We start from the raw sequence: 19,526 nt of genomic DNA, 5'->3' as shown, positions 1-19,526 counted from the left end.
AGTGGTTCCGCTATTTGTTGTGTTCTGTTGTCCCTTCCGCCGCTTCCAATGCCCGGAGCAAGAATTCCAGCGATTACCATTCCGATAAAAAGATAGTGTAGAACCGGATGTACCCGGAAAAAGGATTTTTATCCCGATTCTTCAGCAATCATACTGGAGGCCGTATAGCCTAATACAGCCGATCCAATATAAATAATCCATGGATATTTGTTAATCAGCTTGATGAATAGGGTGCTGCCCCATACAACGATAGGTACGCTGATCATAAGCCCTAATTCAACCAGAGAAATGTAGTGCTTGGCTGCTCCAGCAACCGCAATCACATTATCAAGTCCCATGGCAGCATCAGCTACAATAATTGTTCGTACTGCTGTCCACAAGGTTCCTCGGATATCATTATGACTACTATTATCAGTGAGCAGTTTATAAGCAATTACTATGAGTAGCAAGCCGCCTAGAAGCAGTAGAAAGGGGATCCCGACAAAGAAAAGGCATAGTTTTGTATACGCTAAAAAAGGCGCTGACATGCTTCCCTTACTAAAAAAGTGGACAGGAAGCATAGTTGTCCTCTTTCGGACATACATGTTAGTACATGTAGTTCGGGGAGGTTATGGATAATGGATTCAGTGTGGCTGCTTGCTGAAATATTGATGGTAAATCTAGTCCTAAGCGGCGATAACGCTATGGTAATCGCTCTTGCCAGTAAAAACCTTCCGGAGAAGCATCGTAAGACTGCGGTATGGTGGGGAGCAGCGGGAGCAGTTATCCTTCGCTGCGTGCTTACTTTTGCTGCAGTATTGCTGCTTCAAATTCCTTACATACAAGCAGGTGGAGGTTTACTGTTATTATGGATATCCTTTAAACTGTTGCTGGAAGAGGAAGAAGATCTCCGTGTGGATGAGGGTGGAACGATCTGGAGGGCAATTCGTACCATATTGCTTGCAGATTTTATCATGAGCTTAGATAATGTTCTGGCGATTGCGGGGTTAGCTAAAGGGAACTTGTCTCTGATAGTGATCGGAATTGCCTTAAGTATTCCTATTGTGGTCTGGGGCAGCGGCCTTATTGTTAATTGGCTGCAACGTTTTCCGGTTCTCGTATTCATAGGAGCATATATCCTGGCATTTACTTCAGGAGAAATGCTGCTGCAGGATGCGAAGTTTGGTGCAATAATATCCTTTTTACTTCCCACAATCCATACCATACTCCCAATTATACTTGGAGTAGCCGTCGTTATTACAGGAGGCATCAAACAACGCAGTCGATCAGCAAAATAAGGAGCTTTAATAATCCAGGTGTCCCAATAGCCAATGAAAATGGCTCTGGGGCACCTTTTTCACATGTGTACGGGCAGCATTAGAGAATGATGGTGTTTTGACAGAAATTCAGATAAAATATAAAGAGAATCCTGTCACACTAAAAGTTGAATTTTGAAGGGATGGGTGTGAGATGTCATCTAAAAACGATATGAAGATCGGATTGTTCATCGCCGCCGCTGGCATCGTAATATTATTCGGAAAGCTGGGAGTTTTTGGTTTCTTAGGACGCAACCTATGGCCACTTTTATTTTTGCTCCCGGGTCTGTTCCTGCATATGTTATTTTTCAGCCGCCGCGCCTCAGCGGGAGTACTCATACCTGCCGGGATTTTGACGGTATACGGTTTGCTTTTTGGTCTCTGCAATACTTGGGGATGGGGATTAATGAAATATTTATGGCCTATACTGCTGCTGGGATTTGCGGTGGGCTTGTATGAATATTCGCTGCACACCTCCTCAAGAATAGGCGGTCTATCCGGTACTGCGATCATTCTAGGATTGCTTAGTCTAGTGCTTCTTATTTTCAGCTTGCTTGGAACGGGAGCGCTGTATCTGTTGGGTGCCATTCTGATTGCTGCAGGGGTTTGGCTTATTACCGGAGTAGGCAAATCACGAAATCGGAAGAAATCGAACAGAGGCTGGTAAAAATAAAATAAGAATTTTAACTGTTTTTTTCATAAAAAGACTTGCTTTTCATGGTGCTTTCACTATAATATTAAGGATATGTTGAAGCGTCGGCTTTCCGCCAGGCGCTTCTTTTGTGAGATTGCCTAAACATGTTATAAATTTTAACATTTTTAATTTGATAAATGAGAGGATTTGGATACAAATCATGCATTCAAGAAAAGATATTCGCAATATTGCGATCATTGCCCACGTTGACCACGGCAAAACGACACTAGTCGATCAGCTTCTGCAACAATCGGGGATTTTCCGAGATCACGAAACTATGCAGGAACGCGCTATGGACTCCAACGATTTGGAGCGCGAGCGTGGTATTACCATCCTAGCTAAAAATACAGCCATTACCTATAAAGAGTTCTTGATTAACATTGTTGATACCCCAGGCCATGCTGACTTTGGTGGCGAAGTAGAACGTATTATGAAAATGGTTGACGGTGTACTATTGGTTGTTGACGCTTATGAAGGTTGCATGCCGCAAACGAAGTTCGTTCTGCGTAAAGCCCTTGAACAGCATCTTACACCTATCGTTGTCGTGAACAAGATTGACCGTCCGGCTGCTCGTCCGAAGGAAGTTATTGATGAGGTTCTAGATTTGTTCATCGAGCTTGAAGCTAGTGATGATCAGTTGGAATTCCCGGTTGTATACGCATCTGCCATCAATGGTACATCAAGTATGGATCCTGACAAGCAGGAGGAAACCATGCTTGCGCTGTATGAGACCATTACTGAGCATATCCCGGCTCCTACTGAAAAGGTCGAAGAACCACTTCAGTTCCTCGTTACACTGATGGATTACAATGAATATTTGGGTCGTATCGCTATTGGACGTGTTAACCGCGGTGTGATCAAGCAAGGTCAATCTGTAACGGTTATTATGCGCGACGGAAAGAGCAAGACCGCCCGTATTGAGAAACTGTTTGGCTTCCAAGGATTGAAGCGTGTGGAAACGGAAGAAGCAGGAGCAGGTGATATCGTTGCCATTGCAGGTATTAAAGATATCAACATTGGTGAGACCATTGCTGATCCACAGCATCCTGAAGCATTGCCAGTTCTGAAAATTGACGAGCCAACCATGCAAATGACGTTCCTTGTCAATAACAGTCCTTTCGCTGGTAAAGAAGGTAAATGGGTAACTTCGCGTAAATTGCGTGAGCGTCTTTTCAAAGAGCTTGAGACTGATGTCAGCTTGCGTGTAGACGAAACCGACAGCCCGGATGCATTTATTGTATCAGGACGCGGTGAGCTTCACCTTGGTATTCTGATCGAGAATATGCGTCGTGAAGGATATGAAATGCAAGTATCCAAGCCTGAAGTTATCGTTAAAGAAATCGATGGAGCCAGAATGGAGCCACTCGAGCGTCTGATGATCGACGTTCCTGACGAGAGCATGGGATCTGTTATGGAAAGCCTTGGAAGCCGCAAAGCTGAAATGGTTAACATGGTAAACACAGGTACGGGCCAAGTTCGTCTGGAATTCCTGATTCCAGCACGCGGTTTGATCGGTTATAATACACACTTCCTGACACTGACACGCGGTTACGGCGTTATGAACCATGCCTTTGACAGCTATGCACCATTGATTGGCGGTCAAGTAGGCGGACGTCATCAAGGCGTTCTCGTATCCAGTGAGACTGGAACTACAACTCATTATGGAATGATGGGTGTTGAAGATCGTGGTATTCTCTTCCTGGAGCCAGGAACAGATATCTACGAAGGTATGATCGTGGGTGAACATACCCGTGATAACGACATCATCGTTAACATTTGTAGAGAAAAGCAGCTTACTAACGTGCGTTCTGCTACAAAGGACGAGACTGTAAAAATGAAGACGCCACGTATGTTCTCTCTGGAACAAGCGTTGGAATATTTGAATGACGATGAGTACTGTGAAATCACACCTAAATCCGTTCGTCTGCGCAAAAAGATTTTGAACAAGAGCGAACGCGAACGTGTGGAAAAACAACGTAAAACTGCACAAGCCAACTCATAATATTATAACTACAATCAGCCGCCGGAATCATTCCGGCGGCTGATTTTTTGATAATACCAATACCATCCGAAGACGTTAATCTTAAGTCAATGAGGTGAAAATGGACTGCAGATGGTATAATGTAATCATTATTGTATACACAGAAGGAGTGACTGAGCTATGCAGGTCTGGTTTGCTGCGCATCCCGTTATTGCCTATATCGTTATATTTGTACTGCTTACTTATGTGTATAATCAGGTATTTCGTGTTAATCAGAAATTGCCTATCGGCAAAGAAATTGTACTTTATATTATGATGGCCGTCGGCTCAGGCATGCTCCTTATTTTTCAGCATGATAAGCTGCCTATCATTCAGTGTTTATTAGTCGCAGTAGGCCTGATGCTTCTTGTGCGGGTGCGTTATTTTGTGGAAGCCAGGCAGAAGAAAAAAGCCGCCGCGTTAGCTAAAAGACAGTAATACGCAGCTCTTACATTCCAAATGAAACGAAAAGGACTTATTCTATTATGAGTACACGCAACAACAGTTTGCCACCTAGGAATGGACAACAAAGAAATAACAGACAGCAGCCCCCAAAATCCGTTCCTAAGAAGTCTAAAGGAAAGAAAAAGAAAGGCTTCTTCGCCAGACTGGGAAGAGCCATCCTTATCCTCTTTATTATTGCGGTTCTTGGAGTGGTCGGATATTTCACTTACTTGTACATGAAGCTTGATCAAGGTGTATTGGATACCGGTGTTGACAAGCCGGTGGCTCCCGAGCAATCAGCCAAGGTCAAACCGCTCACCATGCTCCTTTTGGGTACGGACAATAGACCTAAGCACGCTTCTTCCCTAACGGATGTCATTATGGTTGTTTCGCTTAATCCGGTAACCAAATCCGCTACCATCGTTTCGCTTCCGCGGGATACGTATTTAGAACTGGACGGATATAAGAAGGATAAGATTAATGGCTACTATTCGCGCTTCAAGAAGAAAGAGAAAACCTCGGGTCTTTCGGCGGAAGATGAGATGAAGACAATGATGGGCAAGTATTTGGATGTTAAAGTGGATTATGTAACCATTCTGGATTTCCAGGCCTTTCGTGACGTGGTGGATGCGTTAAAAGGAGTTAACGTAAATATCAGTAACGACATGTGCTATACAGATAGCGTTGACGGGACGAATATCAATTTGAAAAAGGGACCGGCAAAGCTGAATGGCGATAAAGCGCTTGACTATGTTCGGTACCGTAAATCCAATTGTGAGCCTAAAACCAAAGGATCAGACGATTTTGAACGCAATAAGCGCCAAAACGAGGTTCTGCATTCCATGATCGACAAAATGCAGTCTATTGGCGGTGTAATCAAAATCGGTGGTGTTCTGGATGCTGTCGATAACAATATGAAGACCGATATCGAACGGGACCAGTTCAAAGATATGATAGCCCATTATTACAAAATCTCTAAGAATGACGTGGAGTTTAAGCCTGTAACTGGAACATGGCGCAGTCCCTATGTATATATTAACGAAGAAGAGCTAGATGCTGCCAAACAAAGTCTTCAGGATCGACTGACTGAAACATCCCCGGCTACCTCAGACAGTCCCTGATAGAGGGCTCATCCCTGATAAAATTGAATGCAAGTTTCAACCTATGTTATAATACAATTAATTAATTGAATGCATTCATGTCGCATAGGGGGTCAGCTGCTATGTCCGAATCCGTTGCTTTACTTAATGAATCGCTCCTGACGATGCTCCAATCGGAAACCTTTGTCCTCTTGAACACGGTTGATGCGGAAACTGGAGGCCCTACGTCCACTGCGATCTCGTGGATTTATGCGGTGAGCCCATCCATTATTCGTCTTGCAGTTGATCATCGCTCCAGACTCGTGAATAATATGAAAGTTAACCAGCTTGTAACTATCACTGTATTTGGTGAAGGGACAGTGCATGCTATCAATGGGCATGCCATGGTTAAGCAGGATCCGCTTCTGGATGTGCCTTTCAAGATGTGTTGTTTTGATGTTGAAATTGAAGCGGTGCGTAACGCACTTTTTTATGGAGCGCAGTTAGACTCTGCTCCTCGATATGCAAAGGTTTATGACCAGCGAGCGGCAGACAAGCTCGACGGTCAAGTGTTTGCTGCCATGAAAAAAGCCTAGTGAGTTCTCACTGGGCTTTTTTTGACCAAATGAATTGATTTATTGTTCTCCTTGCGGCTTTGTATCCTCTGGAAGCTGTGGGATAATTCGACCGATAATATCAGCCATCTCAGCGGTAAAGCCCGACACAGGGTGCCCTTGGCCCACATGGCGGCTCATCTCGGCCAGTCTGTTCGAGAGATCCATATCTGAGGTAACAAGTGCGTTCATGCCTGCGGGGTCCTTCCGGAGCGCCTCAGCTACCGAGTACTTGATGATGCCGACTCTGGAACGCGGCAGGTTGCCGTCCACATCGATCCCGACTATGGCGGTGTTGCCCATTACGACGCAATGAGCGCCATTTACTCCAGGAACTCTTATTGCGAGTTGTTCCAAATGATCTTTGGTGGCAATATCTCTATTGTTCTCCGGAGCCGCATCATCATTCGAGAGCTGTCTTATATCGCTATCCCCGTTGTTGTTATTTGCAGATTGTTGATTCTGAGGAGAGGGTGATGTCTCTTTATTAACGATACCGCAGCTTGTCAGCAGCAGCAGTACCAGCAATAGACACATTGGTTTTCTCATATGTGCTTACTCCTTTCTGCCAAGATCCGTAGTGAATTTATCTTTGCCTAAGGTGGAAAGAGTTATGTATGACCAATCAAACCAGGCGCTGTGGAGGGGATAACATGAAAAAAATCTTTGTACTAGACACCAACGTGCTTCTGCACGACCCCAATTCAATTTTTGCTTTCAAGGAGAATTTGGTAATCATTCCTGCGATTGTGCTGGAAGAAATCGACTCCAAGAAGCGCAATGCTGATGAGATTGGCCGCAACGCCCGAACTGTGTCCCGTCTGCTAGATGGTCTTCGTGAACTGGGTCACCTGCACAGCGGGGTTGAGCTTGAACACGGAGGGAAGCTGAAGGTTGAACTCAATCATCGAAGTTTTTTGAAGGTACAGGAAATGTTCGGTGAGGTTTCGAATGACAATCGGATTTTAGCTGTAGCTCTTAATTATCTGAATGAGGAGAAAGAAAAACCCGATCCTTGCCCAGTGGTTCTTGTAAGTAAAGATGTGCTTGTCCGGATTAAAGCGGATGTACTTGGCATTACACCGGAGGATTTCCTGTCTGACCGGACGGGGGATCTGAGTGAACTGTATGCAGGATATCAAACCCTAATGGTTCATCCATCCTTAATTGATGAATATTATAGCAACCGCTCTTTATCCGTTAAACAGCTGGGATTGTCGTACTCTCTGTATCCTCATGAATTTATTATTCTAAAGGATGAAATAGGCAGTACTAAATCCGCTCTTCTCAAAGTGAATAGTGACGCCTCCCGCTTGGAGCCGCTATTCTTGGGCAATGACGCTGTATGGGGAATTAGTGCCCGCAACGCCCAACAACGAATGGCTCTGGAGCTGCTCCTCAATGATGATATCCCGCTGGTAACTATTACCGGCAAGGCTGGAACAGGTAAAACGCTCCTTGCATTGGCTGCCGGCTTGTTCAAGGTAGAGGATGCGCATAAATATAAGAAACTGCTTATTGCCCGTCCGGTAGTCCCGATGGGTAAGGATATTGGCTATCTGCCCGGGGAGAAGGATGAGAAACTTCGGCCTTGGATGCAACCGATCTACGATAATCTTGAATATTTATTTGATACCAAAAAAGCCGGTGATATCGATAAAATATTAATGGGTCTAGGCAGCATTCAGGTAGAGGCGCTTACTTATATCCGTGGCCGTTCTATCCCGGCGCAGTTCATCATTATTGATGAAGCACAAAATCTATCGCGCCATGAGGTGAAGACTATCGTCTCCAGAGCAGGAGAAGGCAGTAAAGTAATCCTTATGGGTGATCCGGAGCAAATTGACCATCCTTATCTGGATGCAGCTAGCAACGGGCTGAGTTACATTGTTGAGAAATTCAAACAGCAAGGTATCAGTGGACATATCACGCTGGAGAAGGGTGAGCGTTCGCACCTGGCTCAATTGGCTGCAGATCTCTTATAGGAGATAATTTTAATAGCGCTATGTATCAGAAAAGCAGCAAGTCCCCATATGGTTGGGGGCTTGCTGCTTAAGTTTTTATTCACTATATTTTAGAAAAACAGCGTTTTCAATGGGTGCAGACAAAAGGAGGAAAGATTGGTAGAATAGGGAGACAAGTGCGATAAAGAGGGAGTGGAAGGTGCTGAAACGTAAAAACTATTGGCTATTATTTGCAATATTACTGCTTTCATTGACTAGTCTCTCTCCCAGCCTGGAGCTTAATACAAGTGAAGGACCTCACCCTAAACGAAAACCTCAAGATCAGTCCACACAACCTTCTTCAGGTGAAAAGGGGGATTTGGGCAAACTTGACATTACCGTATCGCTAAGTGAGGAAGAATTTCGGGAACTGGAGCTGATTAGTGGAAGATATGCTTTGTCCAGCGGTGTTACGGTTGACATGAAGAATGTAGCTGCCGAACAGGCAGAGCAGAAGCTGCTCAGTGATTTAACCATTGGAGACAGCCCGGATATTATCATGACTGAGGGCAGAAATATTTTGGATTTGGCAACTCAAGGATTTTTACTTCCTGTTGATGTATATCAGAGCGCCCCGGGGAGCACGCCCCTCACCTCTTTAATTCCGCTATACCAATGGAACGGCTATGACTGGGGCGTACCGCTTGATATTGATCCCTATGTTCTTGTGTATGACCCGCAAAGACTTACTGAGTTGGGAATGGATAAGTTGCCGAGAAGTTTGGAGGAATGGAACGCTCTGCTGCAGAATGTCCGTAAAGTAAAAGGGGCTAGTTTATTATCAATGGATACCCGCAATCCATATGGATATTCGGCCTTATTGGAGAGTATGGGCAGTGATCTGCTCTCAGAGGATTCAGCTCCAATAGAATGGACTGAACATGCACGAAGTTATTTCTATTTAACCAGTCAGTATAATAAAAACGTATGGGATATGCTTCAGGGCGGTAGTATAGCCGTTGCCATTATGCCATTATCGGAGTGGGAGATTCATGGGAACTCAACATTAACAGCAGAAGCTCCACTGGTCAAAGGCAATAGTGGAGGTCTTGGCTCGCTCTCTAGTCGTTGTTTTGCACTTTCTGCACAATCCCTTCACCCTGAGGAAGCTGTTGCTTGGTTATCATACATCACTTCCAGATCTGCTCAATTAGAATGGCTGGAGTACACGGGGCGGTTACCGGCACTGGATGAGTTATACAAATCAGGCCTTCCCGGAACAGAGAACCTGCCCTTCGATACCCATATCTTTCTGAGTGACGATACTACCCCTACTGATGTTAAGGGAAGCTGGGGGGAGACGGCCGCAAGGGTAACCTCATTTCTCACGAGCAAGATGGATGCCGCCGCTTACAGGGAGGCGTTAAGCACGCCTCAACCCGAAGCTCAGGAACCTTAAGTTGAATCAGATTAGAATTTTAAAGTTAAGGTGACATGCAGAACGCCTTTTTTGCTGTCCACTTCCGTAGCATGAAGGAATGAAATCACCTTTTCTGGATAAAAACCGAGATCAAACTCCTCTTCCAGTGATTTTCGTGTCGTATCCGGGAGCTTCAGACCATTAAAAATAACATCATCAACATGAAACATCAGACCGCTCTCAGGTGGTGCCAATAGAGTATAATGCCCTTTTAATTGGAGTGATAAATTGCCGCTTTTTCCGGATGCGGTTACGGCGTCTTCATCAAAGTGAAATGCAAAATCCTCAAAAAGCTTATTTTGGGAGTGTAAGAATTCATTTAAATCTTCTTCCTTTAGTTTCAGGTTATAGGTCATCCCTCGCCGCTCCAGTACTCCTTCGCGACTTTGTACGAATTCTGGCAAGTTATTCATCGCTGCCGACAATGCCTTGAAATAGGTTTTGACTTCATGAAGCCCGATATTTTCCCAATATTGCGTAAATTCCTCTAGCAAAGCGCTCATTTTAATGGGATCTGTACTCTCTTCCAACCCGCTTTCAATCTCCTTGTTAAGAGCTTCTACTCTAATCTTCTGTTCCTCCAAGTTGTACTTGAGCTCTGCTAATTCCCTGGAACTTCGTTCGGCAGATTGAATCGTAGACTTCAAATCCTTATATTGATCTTCATATTGCTGCAAAATCTCTTGGTCCCGTCCAATAGTCAGTTCATAATAATCAAATAGCAGAAACAATTTACTTAAGCTCTTAGCCGATAGAAAGGCCGCCAACAGCCCGTCTCTGTCCCCTACATAATAAGAACGCACGATAGCGCCTGCACGTTCCTCTTGGGAAGCAATAGCAGTTTTCTTTTCAACCGCTTGCTTATTCAAAAGGGTGACCTTCTTCTCCAGAGAGATTTGGTCTGCGCTAATACGGATAATTTCCCGGTCTATTTCAGACACGGACAATGTTTTTTGAAGGAGGTCGCGAGTTTCTTGATTATCCGGCATATCGAGAGAGAGAGTAGGGGGAACAGAATCGCCGGGATTAGCAGCTAGAGTGACTGCGCCGTAAGGCAGCAGAATTATGCAGCATAACGCTACAAGTATGGCCGCAATCATGCGACTAAGAGAACAGCGGGACAGCACCACACCACCACCTTGTTAAGTTATAAGATTTAGGAAACGGGATAAGCCGGTATCTTTCATAATATGATCATCCCCACTAAAATATCATAACCCCTTTCGAGCTTTTGACCTACAAAAAAGATCGCGCAAAAAAAACGGGGACCTTCCTTAAGAGAAGGAATAGTCCCCGTTTCATGAAAAAATAACGTTTATAGTGGAAGACCCATTTGGAAAATGGTCCAATAGCTGAAGCCTGTAAAGGTTACAAACATGTACGCCCAAAATAAAAGGATATAAATCCTTTCTGTAAATTTCATATAACCTAGAATTACGAAAAATGCAGTTTGTAAAAAGAAAAGAAGAGCCATCTCCGTCAAATCTCCTGCAAATGCCATCAGCCCGATAGCAAGAGTGAAAAAGCCCAGTACTCGAAACATGCGATCCACTTGTGAGTCCCCCCTTCAGTATGTATCTGACGAACAATTCTTTATTTAATTATACCCGCTTCATAAATGTGTGTAAACGAATTCAACCAAAAAAAAGAGCGGAATTCATAAAAATGTGATAAATGCATTTGACACCCGTAAATTAAGTGTATTTCAAGAATTTATAATTACCCGTGTATGATCAGCACATAAAATGGCAATACAATTTAGTATCAAATAGATTCTATGAACTCTATTAGAGGCATAGGAATGGAGTAAGCAGCTTTTATCCCTATTCACTATCCGGCAGAGCTGTCGGTTATGAAGATGGTTATTTTATGATGTTGTTAGGAGGTTAGGTTGGATGACAGCCGTTAGACAGGATGCATGGAGTGCGGAAGACGATCTAATATTAGCGGAAGTAACCCTACGCCACATTCGTGAAGGGAGTACGCAGCTTGCCGCTTTTGAAGAGGTAGGCGAAAAAATCGGCAGAACCTCGGCAGCATGTGGGTTTCGCTGGAATAGCTGCGTTCGCAAAAGTTATGAAGATGCTATTGGAATCGCAAAAGGTCAGCGCCAGAAACGAAGCTATTTGAAAAAACAACCGAGTGTAAGAGGAGCTCAGGTAGCGGCTCTTATGATCGGGGAAATCGAAGAGGGATACGGACGAAGTGAAGGATTAAATGAGAATACACTTTCTATTGATGCCGTTATTCGTTTCCTAAGACAATGGAAGGGCACTTTTCATGAAGCAGGCCGGCAGCTGAAAATGCTGGAAAGAGACCTGCGGGACAAGGAAGATGAACTGACAGATTTGCGGTTAGAGAATGAGCGTTTATCCAAGGAAATCAATCTTGCCCAAAGTGATTATCGTGTAGTTAATGATGATTACAAAGCCTTAATCCAAATTATGGACCGCGCACGAAGATTGGCTTTTTTGAACGAGGAAGAAGAGGAAATGAAGACACGCTTCAAAATGGATGCGAACGGAAATCTAGAGCGTATCGAATGAATCTTTAATTTTATGTAAATCCCGGAGGTAGCCTTGAGCTATCTGCGGGATTTTTTGTTTTTGCTTTTGCAAGAGCCATAGGGATATACTGTAAACAAATTGTAGGTAACGGCGGGTGGAATACATGAAAATTGATCTAATTGGTGCGGGTTCACTAGGTTTGCTGCTGGGTGGAAAACTAGCCTCGACCGGGAATGAAATTAGACTTTGGTGCAGGGGTGAACTGCAAGCACAGGAACTGAAAATGAAAGGTCTAACCGTAAGTTATGTAGATGAACGGGAGTCGCTTTGGATTCCCGGTGAACGGCTGGAAGCATCAGCAACTACAGGATTTATAGATGAATATGTACAAAGTCCCTCTGACTGGGTCATTCTTACGGTGAAACAAAACGTACTGCATACAGAGTTAGTTGAGACGTTGGCGCCGCTGCGTAATTATAAACCTCATATTATATGTTTCCAGAATGGAAGCGGACATATGGAGATGTTACAGGAACTGCTCCCTGAGGCACATTTATATGTGGCCGTAACGACCGAAGCTGCTAAGGTCAAATCGCCGAGAGAAGTAATTCATACCGGTACCGGAGAGACCTGGGTGGGTTTATGGCATCATCGAAAGAATGATAAAAGAAGTGTAAATGATGATTCTGAAGCAATTAGTTTACTTACCCATTTAAATGCAGCAGGATTCTTATCCCATTTGTCGAATGAAGTGGAATCCAAGATTTACCGAAAGCTCTTGATAAACGCTATTATTAATCCACTCACTGCCATATGGCGTATTCCTAACGGCGAACTGCTTTCTTCTTCTTCTCGGATGCAGTTAATGAGGGAGCTCTATGAGGAAGCAATTACCGTTTTCGAAGCTGTTGGAATCGAGTACGATGCCAATGCTTGGGAGAATGTACTTCAGGTATGTCAGGCTACCGCTGGAAATACTTCCTCAATGCTTGCGGATGTTCTTGCAGGAAGAGCAACGGAAATCAGGTGGATAAATGGTAATATTTTAGATATGGCGGATCGGTCAGGTGTAGCAGTTCCAGCTCATCGTTGGATTTGCAGAGTCATGGAAGGCATGAACGTGGAGAAGGGGTGAAGCTATTGGAATTACTGCAAAATTCGGTTATAACTCTAAGTGTTATTCCGTTTATTCCTTTTTTACTCGTATATTTTATAAGTATCGCCCTAAAAAAGGATAAGAAGAAATCATTTTTACTTGCAATGGATGTAACTACGCTTTTTTTACTACTATCAGTATCTGCTTTATTTAATATTATTTTCCAAAACAACTTCGGATTTTATTTATTCTTACTTATTATCTTAATTGCGGCAGGTTTGATCGGTGGAGCACAGAACCGTTTGAAGGGAAAAGTGGACGGAAAACGCTTGTTCCGCGCCGTTTGGAGACTCAGTTTTATGTTAATGAGCATCGGTTATTTAGTGTTTATGTTCGTCGGATTGATTCAGTACATATCACAGGTCGTGTAACGTTCCATTGCTTCGGTGAAGCGTCAACGTCACAAAACTTTAAAGAATGAAAAAAAAATCATTTTCAAAAAACATTCCTCTAGATTTTTTTGACCACTGGTTGTATAATCAGAAACCATATACCACAATTCTATTTAGGGGGATCTGCTAGATGAAGAAGAGTAAAAGTCTATTGCTCATAATTGCACTAGTTCTTGTTATCGGCACAGTGCTTGCGGGCTGCGGAAATAACACAAACAGCGCAAACAATGGCAACAAAGGTAACACAGCAAACACTGGCAACACCGCTGGGGATGAAAAACTGGCAGCTGACCAGACGCTTAGACTCAATATGAGTGCTGACGTTCCAACTTTTGATCCAGGTCAAGCTCAAGACAGCCAAGCCCACGTTGCATTGAAGTTAATGTATGAAGGTCTGGTACGTGTAGACAAAGACGGTAAAGAAGCTCCTGGTGTAGCTGAGAAATGGGAAGTATCACCAGACGGTTTGGTTTATACCTTCCACTTGCGCGAAAGCAAATGGAGCAACGGCGATGCTGTAACAGCAAATGACTTTGTATTTGCTTGGAAACGCGTGCTTGATCCTGCTACAGTTCCTGCACCACCGTATGCACAACAACTTTACTATTTAAAAAATGCTGAGCAATTTAACAAAGGTGAAATTAAAGATTTCGCCGAAGTGGGTGTCAAAGCACAAGATGACCGTACTTTGGTAGTTACTCTTAAAAACCCTACAGCATATTTCTTGAACCTTATGGATTTTTATACCTTCTATCCTGTTCACAAATCGGTTGAAGGCAATGACAAATGGGCAACTGAAGTAAAAACAATGATTACAAACGGTCCTTTTAATCTGACAAGCTGGATTACTGGACAATCTGTAGAATACACAAAGAACGATACGTATTGGGATAAAGACAATGTTAAGTTGACTAAGATTACCTCTACAATCGTTAATGAAGCATCAACAGAAGTACTTAGTTATAAGAATGGTGAAATTGATCGTGCCGGCGCACCAAACGGCGATATTCCACCAGACCAAATTCCAGTTCTAAAAACAGAATTGCCGGACGATTTCACATTGAAACCAGTAGCAAGTATCTACTACTACGAATTCAATACACTAGTAGAACCGTTTGACAATGCTAACATCCGTAAAGCATTTGCAATGTCAATCAGCCGTCAAGATATCGTTGATAAGGTAACATTGGCTTCACAAGTTCCTGCTTTTGGATACATTCCACCGGGCATTAAAGGTTCGACTGATGCAGCTGATTATCGTTCTGAATATAAAGATGATTACTTTACAGAAGACTATGCTGAAGCTAAGAAACTTCTTGAGCTTGGTATGAAAGAAAAAGGATACACAACATTACCGCCTGTTACCCTGATCTACAACACAAGCGAAGGTCATAAGAAAATAGCTTTGGCTATTGCTGACATGTGGAAAAACAATCTTGGTGTTGAAGTGAAAACTGAAAACCAAGAGTGGGGAGTATTCATTAAGAATCGTCAAAATGGTGACTATCAAGTAGCACGTGCTGGATGGAACCCAGATTACAACGATCCAATGACATTCATGGATATGTGGAAAAAAGGCAATGGTAACAATGATATTAAATTAGACAATCCAGAATATGATAAATTGCTAGACGAAGCTTTTAGCGAAGTAGACAATGCAAAGCGCATGGCTAACTTCCGTAAAGCTGAAGAAATTTTGGTGAAAAATGAAATGGGTATCATGCCTATCTACTACTACACTAACGTTTCTCTTGTGAAGCCTTACCTTAAAGGTGTAAGCGTAGGATACGACGGTGCTGTAGACTATTCCAAAGTATATTTGTTGGAGCACTAAACTAAGATAAGATTGTATCATGATGTGCGACACATCTCAGGCACATATCATATAATCTAGGGATATATATGTGGTAAACCCATATATATCCCGTTTTTTTGTGTGTGATTACATGTGTTAAAAATATCAAAAAATGCAAAGTAATAGAATGGACAAAAGGTTCGGTTTCTCCTAAAATCGAATTATGTCGTTTTTTTTTTCATTTTATAAAGGAGGTGCACTACTGGCGATGGTACGTTATATTTCCAATAAATTTTTCTACATGCTTGTATCACTTCTAATATTGATTACTGCGACCTTTTTCTTAATGAAGGCTATTCCAGGTGATCCATTTATGTCTGAGAAAAAAGTCCCGCCGGAAGTTCAGGCACGACTGTATCAGCAATATGGTTTAGATCAGCCTATTTGGAATCAATATTTGAAGTATATGGGGAATATCGCGCAAGGTGACTTGGGGATCTCCATGAAGCAGTTAAATCAAGACGTAAGTGGACTGATAGGCAAGACTTTTTCTGCTTCCCTGAAACTCGGTAGTATTGCTATTGTAGTTTCTGTTGTCATCGGTGTTCTATTGGGAATGCTTGCCGCATTGTATCATCGAAAGTTGATAGACAATGTAGCGATGGTGATAGCGGTCTTAGGGATTGCGGTGCCAAGCTTCTTGGTAGCAGCGCTACTACAATATATTTTTGCATACAAGTTTCATATGTTTCGAGTCATGGGCTTTACGGGTCCGCTAGACTATGTCCTGCCTGTGGCAGCACTTAGCTTTAAGCCGATTGCGTTTATCGCCCGTCTGACAAGATCAAGCATGCTAGAAGTCCTACATGCGGATTATATCAAGACTGCAAAAGCAAAGGGTTTGAATTGGGCAACGATTATGTTCCGCCATGTTATCCGTAATGGGATTATGCCTGTCGTTACTTATGTTGGACCTATGACTGCCGATATCGTTACAGGTTCGGTGGTTATTGAACAGATCTTTGGTATAGGTGGTATTGGTAAGCAATTTGTACAAGCTATCGGCGTACGTGATTATACGCTGATCATGGGTATTACGATTTTCTATGGAGTTCTGCTAATGCTTGCGCGTTTTACGACAGACATTCTGTATGTGTTTATCGATCCGCGAATCAAGCTGAGCGGAAGAAAGGAGGGCTAAGTCTTGTCTGCAAATCAATCCATGTCTTCAAAAGCTGCACCGCTTAAGCCGGAAGATTTCAAAAAAATTGGCACGGACAAAAAAGAGGCCGAAATCATCCAACGTGAGAGTTTATCCGCTTGGCGTGACTCCATGTACCGTCTGCGCAAGAATAAAATGGCTATGACGGCTTTTACTGCAATGGTCTTTATAATGCTTGCCGCTATTTTTGGTCCGTATTTTTCCGATTTTAACTATTATTCAAATGATTTGATGAACACGAATCAGCCTCCTTCTGCCGCCCATTGGTTCGGTACAGATGACCTTGGTCGTGATATGTGGGTACGTACCTGGATGGGTGCAAGAATTTCTCTTATTGTTGGTTTCGCCGCAGCATTAATTGACTTAATCATTGGTGTCACTTATGGCGGGGTTATGGGTTACTTCGGTGGTCGTCTAGATTCAATCATGAATAAATTCTCAGAAATATTGTACTCCATTCCTTATCTGCTAGTAACAATATTGCTGCTTGTTGTATTAGAGCCAAGCATAGGTACCATCATTCTAGCGTTAACCATTACTGGCTGGATTAATATGTCGTGGATTGTCCGCGGTGAGATTATGCAGCTTAAGAATCGTGAGTTTGTTTTGGCATCCCGTTCTATGGGTGCAGGATCCGGACGACTTTTATTCCGTCATTTGCTTCCAAATGCAATCGGACCGATTATAGTTACGATTACACTTTCCGTTCCAAGTGCTATTTTTGCAGAGGCTTTTCTAAGTTTCTTGGGTCTGGGTGTACAAGCACCTGTAGCTTCATTGGGCTCCATGGTTAATGATGCCAGAACAGGATGGATGAACTATCCTTGGCGTATGATTTTCCCAGCTTTAGCAATCAGTATAACGATGTTGGCCTTTAATATCTTTGGAGACGGTCTCCGGGATGCACTTGATCCTAAACTGAAATAACAGGAGGTGAGAATAATGGAACCGATTTTGCAAGTAAAAGATCTACATGTATCGTTCAAAGTTAAAGGTGGAGAAGTTAAGGCTGTTCGCGGCATGAACTTCGAAGTTAATAAAGGTGAGACAGTTGCAATCGTAGGGGAGTCGGGTAGTGGTAAGAGTGTCACCGCCCAGACCATTATGCAGCTCATTCCCTCACCTCCGTCCAAGATTGACAAGGGTGAGATTATTTTTCAAGGTAAAGACCTACTGAAGTTCACTTCCAAACAGATGGAAAGAATTCGTGGAAAAGATATTGGCATGATTTTTCAGGATCCGATGACTTCTCTGAACCCGACTATCAAGGTTGGCAAACAGATTACTGAAGTATTAATCAAACATCAGAAAATGTCAGCGGGCGAAGCGAGAAAGCAAGGGATTGAAATGCTTAAGCTTGTCGGCATCAAAAATGCTGATTCCCGCTTTAACCAATATCCACATGAATTCTCCGGTGGTATGCGCCAACGTGTAATGATTGCCATTGCCTTGGCTTGCCGTCCTGCCTTACTTATTGCTGATGAACCGACTACTGCGCTTGATGTAACGATTCAAGCACAGATTATGGATGTCATGAAAGACATTCAGCAACGTCTTGGAACTTCCATTATTCTGATTACCCATGATCTTGGCGTAGTCGCAGGCATTGCTGACCGTGTAGTTGTAATGTATGCAGGTGAGATTGTCGAATCAGGTACCAAAATGGAGATCTTTAAAAATCCACAGCATCCTTATACCAAAGGCTTGCTACGGTCTATGCCTCGTCTCGACCAAAGAAAGGACGAGCCGCTTATTCCGATTATTGGTACACCGCCGGACTTGATCAAGCCGCCACTAGGTTGCCCATTCGCTGCCCGTTGTGATGAGGCGATGAGCATTTGTGAGAGAATTGATCCGGATGCTACTTATTTCAGCAATACACACATGGCACGTTGTTGGGATCATCACCCTATGGCGAAGGAGGCCGGACACTCATGAGCGGTAATAATCTAATTGAAGTTAAAGGCCTTAGAAAATATTTCAACGTAGGAAACCACAAAGTGCTTCGTGCCGTTGATAATCTTAACTTTTCTATTCGCCCGGGTGAAACTCTGGGTATGGTAGGGGAGTCTGGCTGCGGTAAATCTACCGCTGGACGTACTATCCTTCGATTATATGAACCAACAGCAGGAAGTGTTCTATTTAATGGTACTGACATTAATAAGCTCTCTTCCGGCAAAATGAAGGCTATGCGCCGTGACATGCAAATGATCTTCCAAGATCCATATGCCTCATTGAATCCGCGCTTTACGATTTCGGATGTTATCGGAGAAGCACTGGATATTCATAATCTTGCAGGCAGCCGTCAAGAACGTAAAAAACGGATTGAAGATTTGCTGGATATGGTTGGATTGAATCCTGACCACGCCACTCGTTATCCCCATGAGTTCTCTGGCGGACAACGGCAGCGGATTGGTATTGCCCGTGCTTTAGCGGTTAATCCGAAGTTTATAGTATGTGACGAGCCGATTTCAGCACTTGACGTGTCCATTCAGGCACAGGTTGTCAATTTGTTGAAAGAACTGCAAGATCGATTGGGTCTTACTTATTTGTTTATTGCCCATGATCTTTCCATGGTTAAGCACATCAGTGACCGTGTAGTAGTAATGTACCTTGGACGTATGGTTGAAATCGCGGAGAGTGAAGAGCTATATGCTAATCCGGTTCATCCATACACTCAATCTTTGCTATCGGCCATTCCAATTCCTGATCCGGACATAGAAATGAACAAGAAACGGATCATCTTGCACGATGAACTCGGAACTCCGATTTATTCGGCTAACGAGAAGAGCAATGATAGTGATTTTGAATTAGTAGAAGTGTCTAAAGGGCATTGGGTTACAAAACAATACGCTTAATTGGAAAAATCATATGATGGGGGTTAT

General features: G+C 43.3%; 19 protein-coding genes and 1 pseudogene. 16 read left to right on the top strand and 4 right to left on the bottom strand.

What is annotated here, in order from left to right:
- Positions 1–50: 50 nt before the first annotated feature.
- A pseudogene (locus tag PWYN_RS25825) lies at positions 51–512 on the bottom strand (YjbE family putative metal transport protein); the annotation flags it as partial.
- 105 nt (positions 513–617) lie between these two features.
- Between PWYN_RS25825 and PWYN_RS25820 the strand changes: the two are divergent.
- The 6 genes from PWYN_RS25820 (at position 618) to PWYN_RS25795 (ending at position 6,128) form a co-directional block, all read left to right on the top strand.
- Complete coding sequence (locus tag PWYN_RS25820) at positions 618–1,277, top strand: TerC family protein (RefSeq protein ID WP_036657925.1); 660 nt, start codon at positions 618–620, stop codon at positions 1,275–1,277.
- Between the two features lie 172 nt (positions 1,278–1,449).
- Entirely contained in the window at positions 1,450–1,962 is a 513-nt protein-coding gene (locus tag PWYN_RS25815) for a hypothetical protein (protein WP_036657924.1), read from the top strand.
- A gap of 187 nt (positions 1,963–2,149) precedes the next feature.
- The gene (gene typA, locus PWYN_RS25810) at positions 2,150–3,991 is read left to right on the top strand and encodes a translational GTPase TypA (RefSeq protein ID WP_036657922.1); all 1,842 of its coding nucleotides are present in this window, start codon (positions 2,150–2,152) and stop codon (positions 3,989–3,991) included.
- A 159-nt stretch (positions 3,992–4,150) separates the two neighbouring features.
- Positions 4,151–4,447 (top strand): YlaH-like family protein, encoded by a 297-nt coding sequence (locus PWYN_RS25805; RefSeq protein WP_036657919.1) that lies wholly within the window; start codon positions 4,151–4,153, stop codon positions 4,445–4,447.
- A 47-nt stretch (positions 4,448–4,494) separates the two neighbouring features.
- Positions 4,495–5,574 (top strand): LCP family protein, encoded by a 1,080-nt coding sequence (locus PWYN_RS25800; protein ID WP_036657917.1) that lies wholly within the window; start codon positions 4,495–4,497, stop codon positions 5,572–5,574.
- Between the two features lie 101 nt (positions 5,575–5,675).
- Positions 5,676–6,128: a PNPOx family protein gene (locus PWYN_RS25795; RefSeq protein WP_036657916.1), complete on the top strand. Its 453-nt coding sequence runs from the start codon at positions 5,676–5,678 to the stop codon at positions 6,126–6,128.
- Positions 6,129–6,167: 39 nt separating this feature from the next.
- On the opposite strand, the gene PWYN_RS25790 is transcribed toward PWYN_RS25795, so the two are convergent.
- Positions 6,168–6,695, bottom strand: coding sequence for a YhcN/YlaJ family sporulation lipoprotein (locus tag PWYN_RS25790; RefSeq protein WP_036657914.1), 528 nt, complete (start codon positions 6,693–6,695; stop codon positions 6,168–6,170).
- Between the two features lie 104 nt (positions 6,696–6,799).
- On the opposite strand from PWYN_RS25790, the gene PWYN_RS25785 reads away from it, so the two are divergent.
- Together PWYN_RS25785 and PWYN_RS25780 are read left to right on the top strand one after the other, a co-directional pair.
- The gene (locus PWYN_RS25785; protein WP_036657912.1) at positions 6,800–8,131 is read left to right on the top strand and encodes a PhoH family protein; all 1,332 of its coding nucleotides are present in this window, start codon (positions 6,800–6,802) and stop codon (positions 8,129–8,131) included.
- 178 nt (positions 8,132–8,309) lie between these two features.
- Positions 8,310–9,548 carry an ABC transporter substrate-binding protein gene (locus PWYN_RS25780; RefSeq protein WP_036657910.1) on the top strand — a complete coding sequence of 413 codons (1,239 nt, stop codon included), beginning with the start codon at positions 8,310–8,312 and terminating at the stop codon, positions 9,546–9,548.
- Positions 9,549–9,559: 11 nt separating this feature from the next.
- On the opposite strand, the gene PWYN_RS25775 is transcribed toward PWYN_RS25780, so the two are convergent.
- A complete protein-coding gene (locus PWYN_RS25775; RefSeq protein WP_240479835.1) occupies positions 9,560–10,696 on the bottom strand; it encodes a coiled-coil domain-containing protein in 1,137 nt (378 codons plus the stop codon).
- Positions 10,697–10,884: 188 nt separating this feature from the next.
- Complete coding sequence (locus PWYN_RS25770; protein WP_036657908.1) at positions 10,885–11,121, bottom strand: DUF2626 family protein; 237 nt, start codon at positions 11,119–11,121, stop codon at positions 10,885–10,887.
- Between the two features lie 343 nt (positions 11,122–11,464).
- Here PWYN_RS25770 and PWYN_RS25765 point away from each other — a divergent pair, with 343 nt between their 5' ends.
- From PWYN_RS25765 to PWYN_RS25730, 8 genes are all read left to right on the top strand, one after another.
- A complete protein-coding gene (locus PWYN_RS25765; RefSeq protein WP_036657903.1) occupies positions 11,465–12,115 on the top strand; it encodes an RsfA family transcriptional regulator in 651 nt (216 codons plus the stop codon).
- Between the two features lie 124 nt (positions 12,116–12,239).
- Positions 12,240–13,211 carry a ketopantoate reductase family protein gene (locus PWYN_RS25760; RefSeq protein ID WP_036657901.1) on the top strand — a complete coding sequence of 324 codons (972 nt, stop codon included), beginning with the start codon at positions 12,240–12,242 and terminating at the stop codon, positions 13,209–13,211.
- 5 nt (positions 13,212–13,216) lie between these two features.
- Complete coding sequence (locus PWYN_RS25755; protein WP_036659193.1) at positions 13,217–13,603, top strand: DUF3397 domain-containing protein; 387 nt, start codon at positions 13,217–13,219, stop codon at positions 13,601–13,603.
- A gap of 151 nt (positions 13,604–13,754) precedes the next feature.
- Entirely contained in the window at positions 13,755–15,458 is a 1,704-nt protein-coding gene (locus tag PWYN_RS25750; protein ID WP_036657898.1) for a peptide ABC transporter substrate-binding protein, read from the top strand.
- A 229-nt stretch (positions 15,459–15,687) separates the two neighbouring features.
- Positions 15,688–16,620 carry an ABC transporter permease gene (locus PWYN_RS25745; protein ID WP_036657896.1) on the top strand — a complete coding sequence of 311 codons (933 nt, stop codon included), beginning with the start codon at positions 15,688–15,690 and terminating at the stop codon, positions 16,618–16,620.
- Between the two features lie 21 nt (positions 16,621–16,641).
- Complete coding sequence (locus tag PWYN_RS25740; RefSeq protein ID WP_036659191.1) at positions 16,642–17,568, top strand: ABC transporter permease; 927 nt, start codon at positions 16,642–16,644, stop codon at positions 17,566–17,568.
- A 15-nt stretch (positions 17,569–17,583) separates the two neighbouring features.
- Positions 17,584–18,579 carry an ABC transporter ATP-binding protein gene (locus tag PWYN_RS25735; RefSeq protein ID WP_036657893.1) on the top strand — a complete coding sequence of 332 codons (996 nt, stop codon included), beginning with the start codon at positions 17,584–17,586 and terminating at the stop codon, positions 18,577–18,579.
- Positions 18,576–19,499, top strand: a complete 924-nt coding sequence (locus tag PWYN_RS25730; RefSeq protein WP_036657891.1) for an ABC transporter ATP-binding protein — start codon at positions 18,576–18,578, stop codon at positions 19,497–19,499. The genes PWYN_RS25735 and PWYN_RS25730 overlap by 4 nt, the downstream gene beginning before the upstream one ends.
- Positions 19,500–19,526: the final 27 nt, after the last annotated feature.

Origin of the sequence: Paenibacillus wynnii, from assembly GCF_000757885.1 — a bacterium.
Classification (GTDB): domain Bacteria; phylum Bacillota; class Bacilli; order Paenibacillales; family Paenibacillaceae; genus Paenibacillus_AQ; species Paenibacillus_AQ wynnii.
The sequence above is the reverse complement of the archived record's forward strand: the minus strand, read 5'-3'. Positions and strand labels throughout refer to the sequence as shown.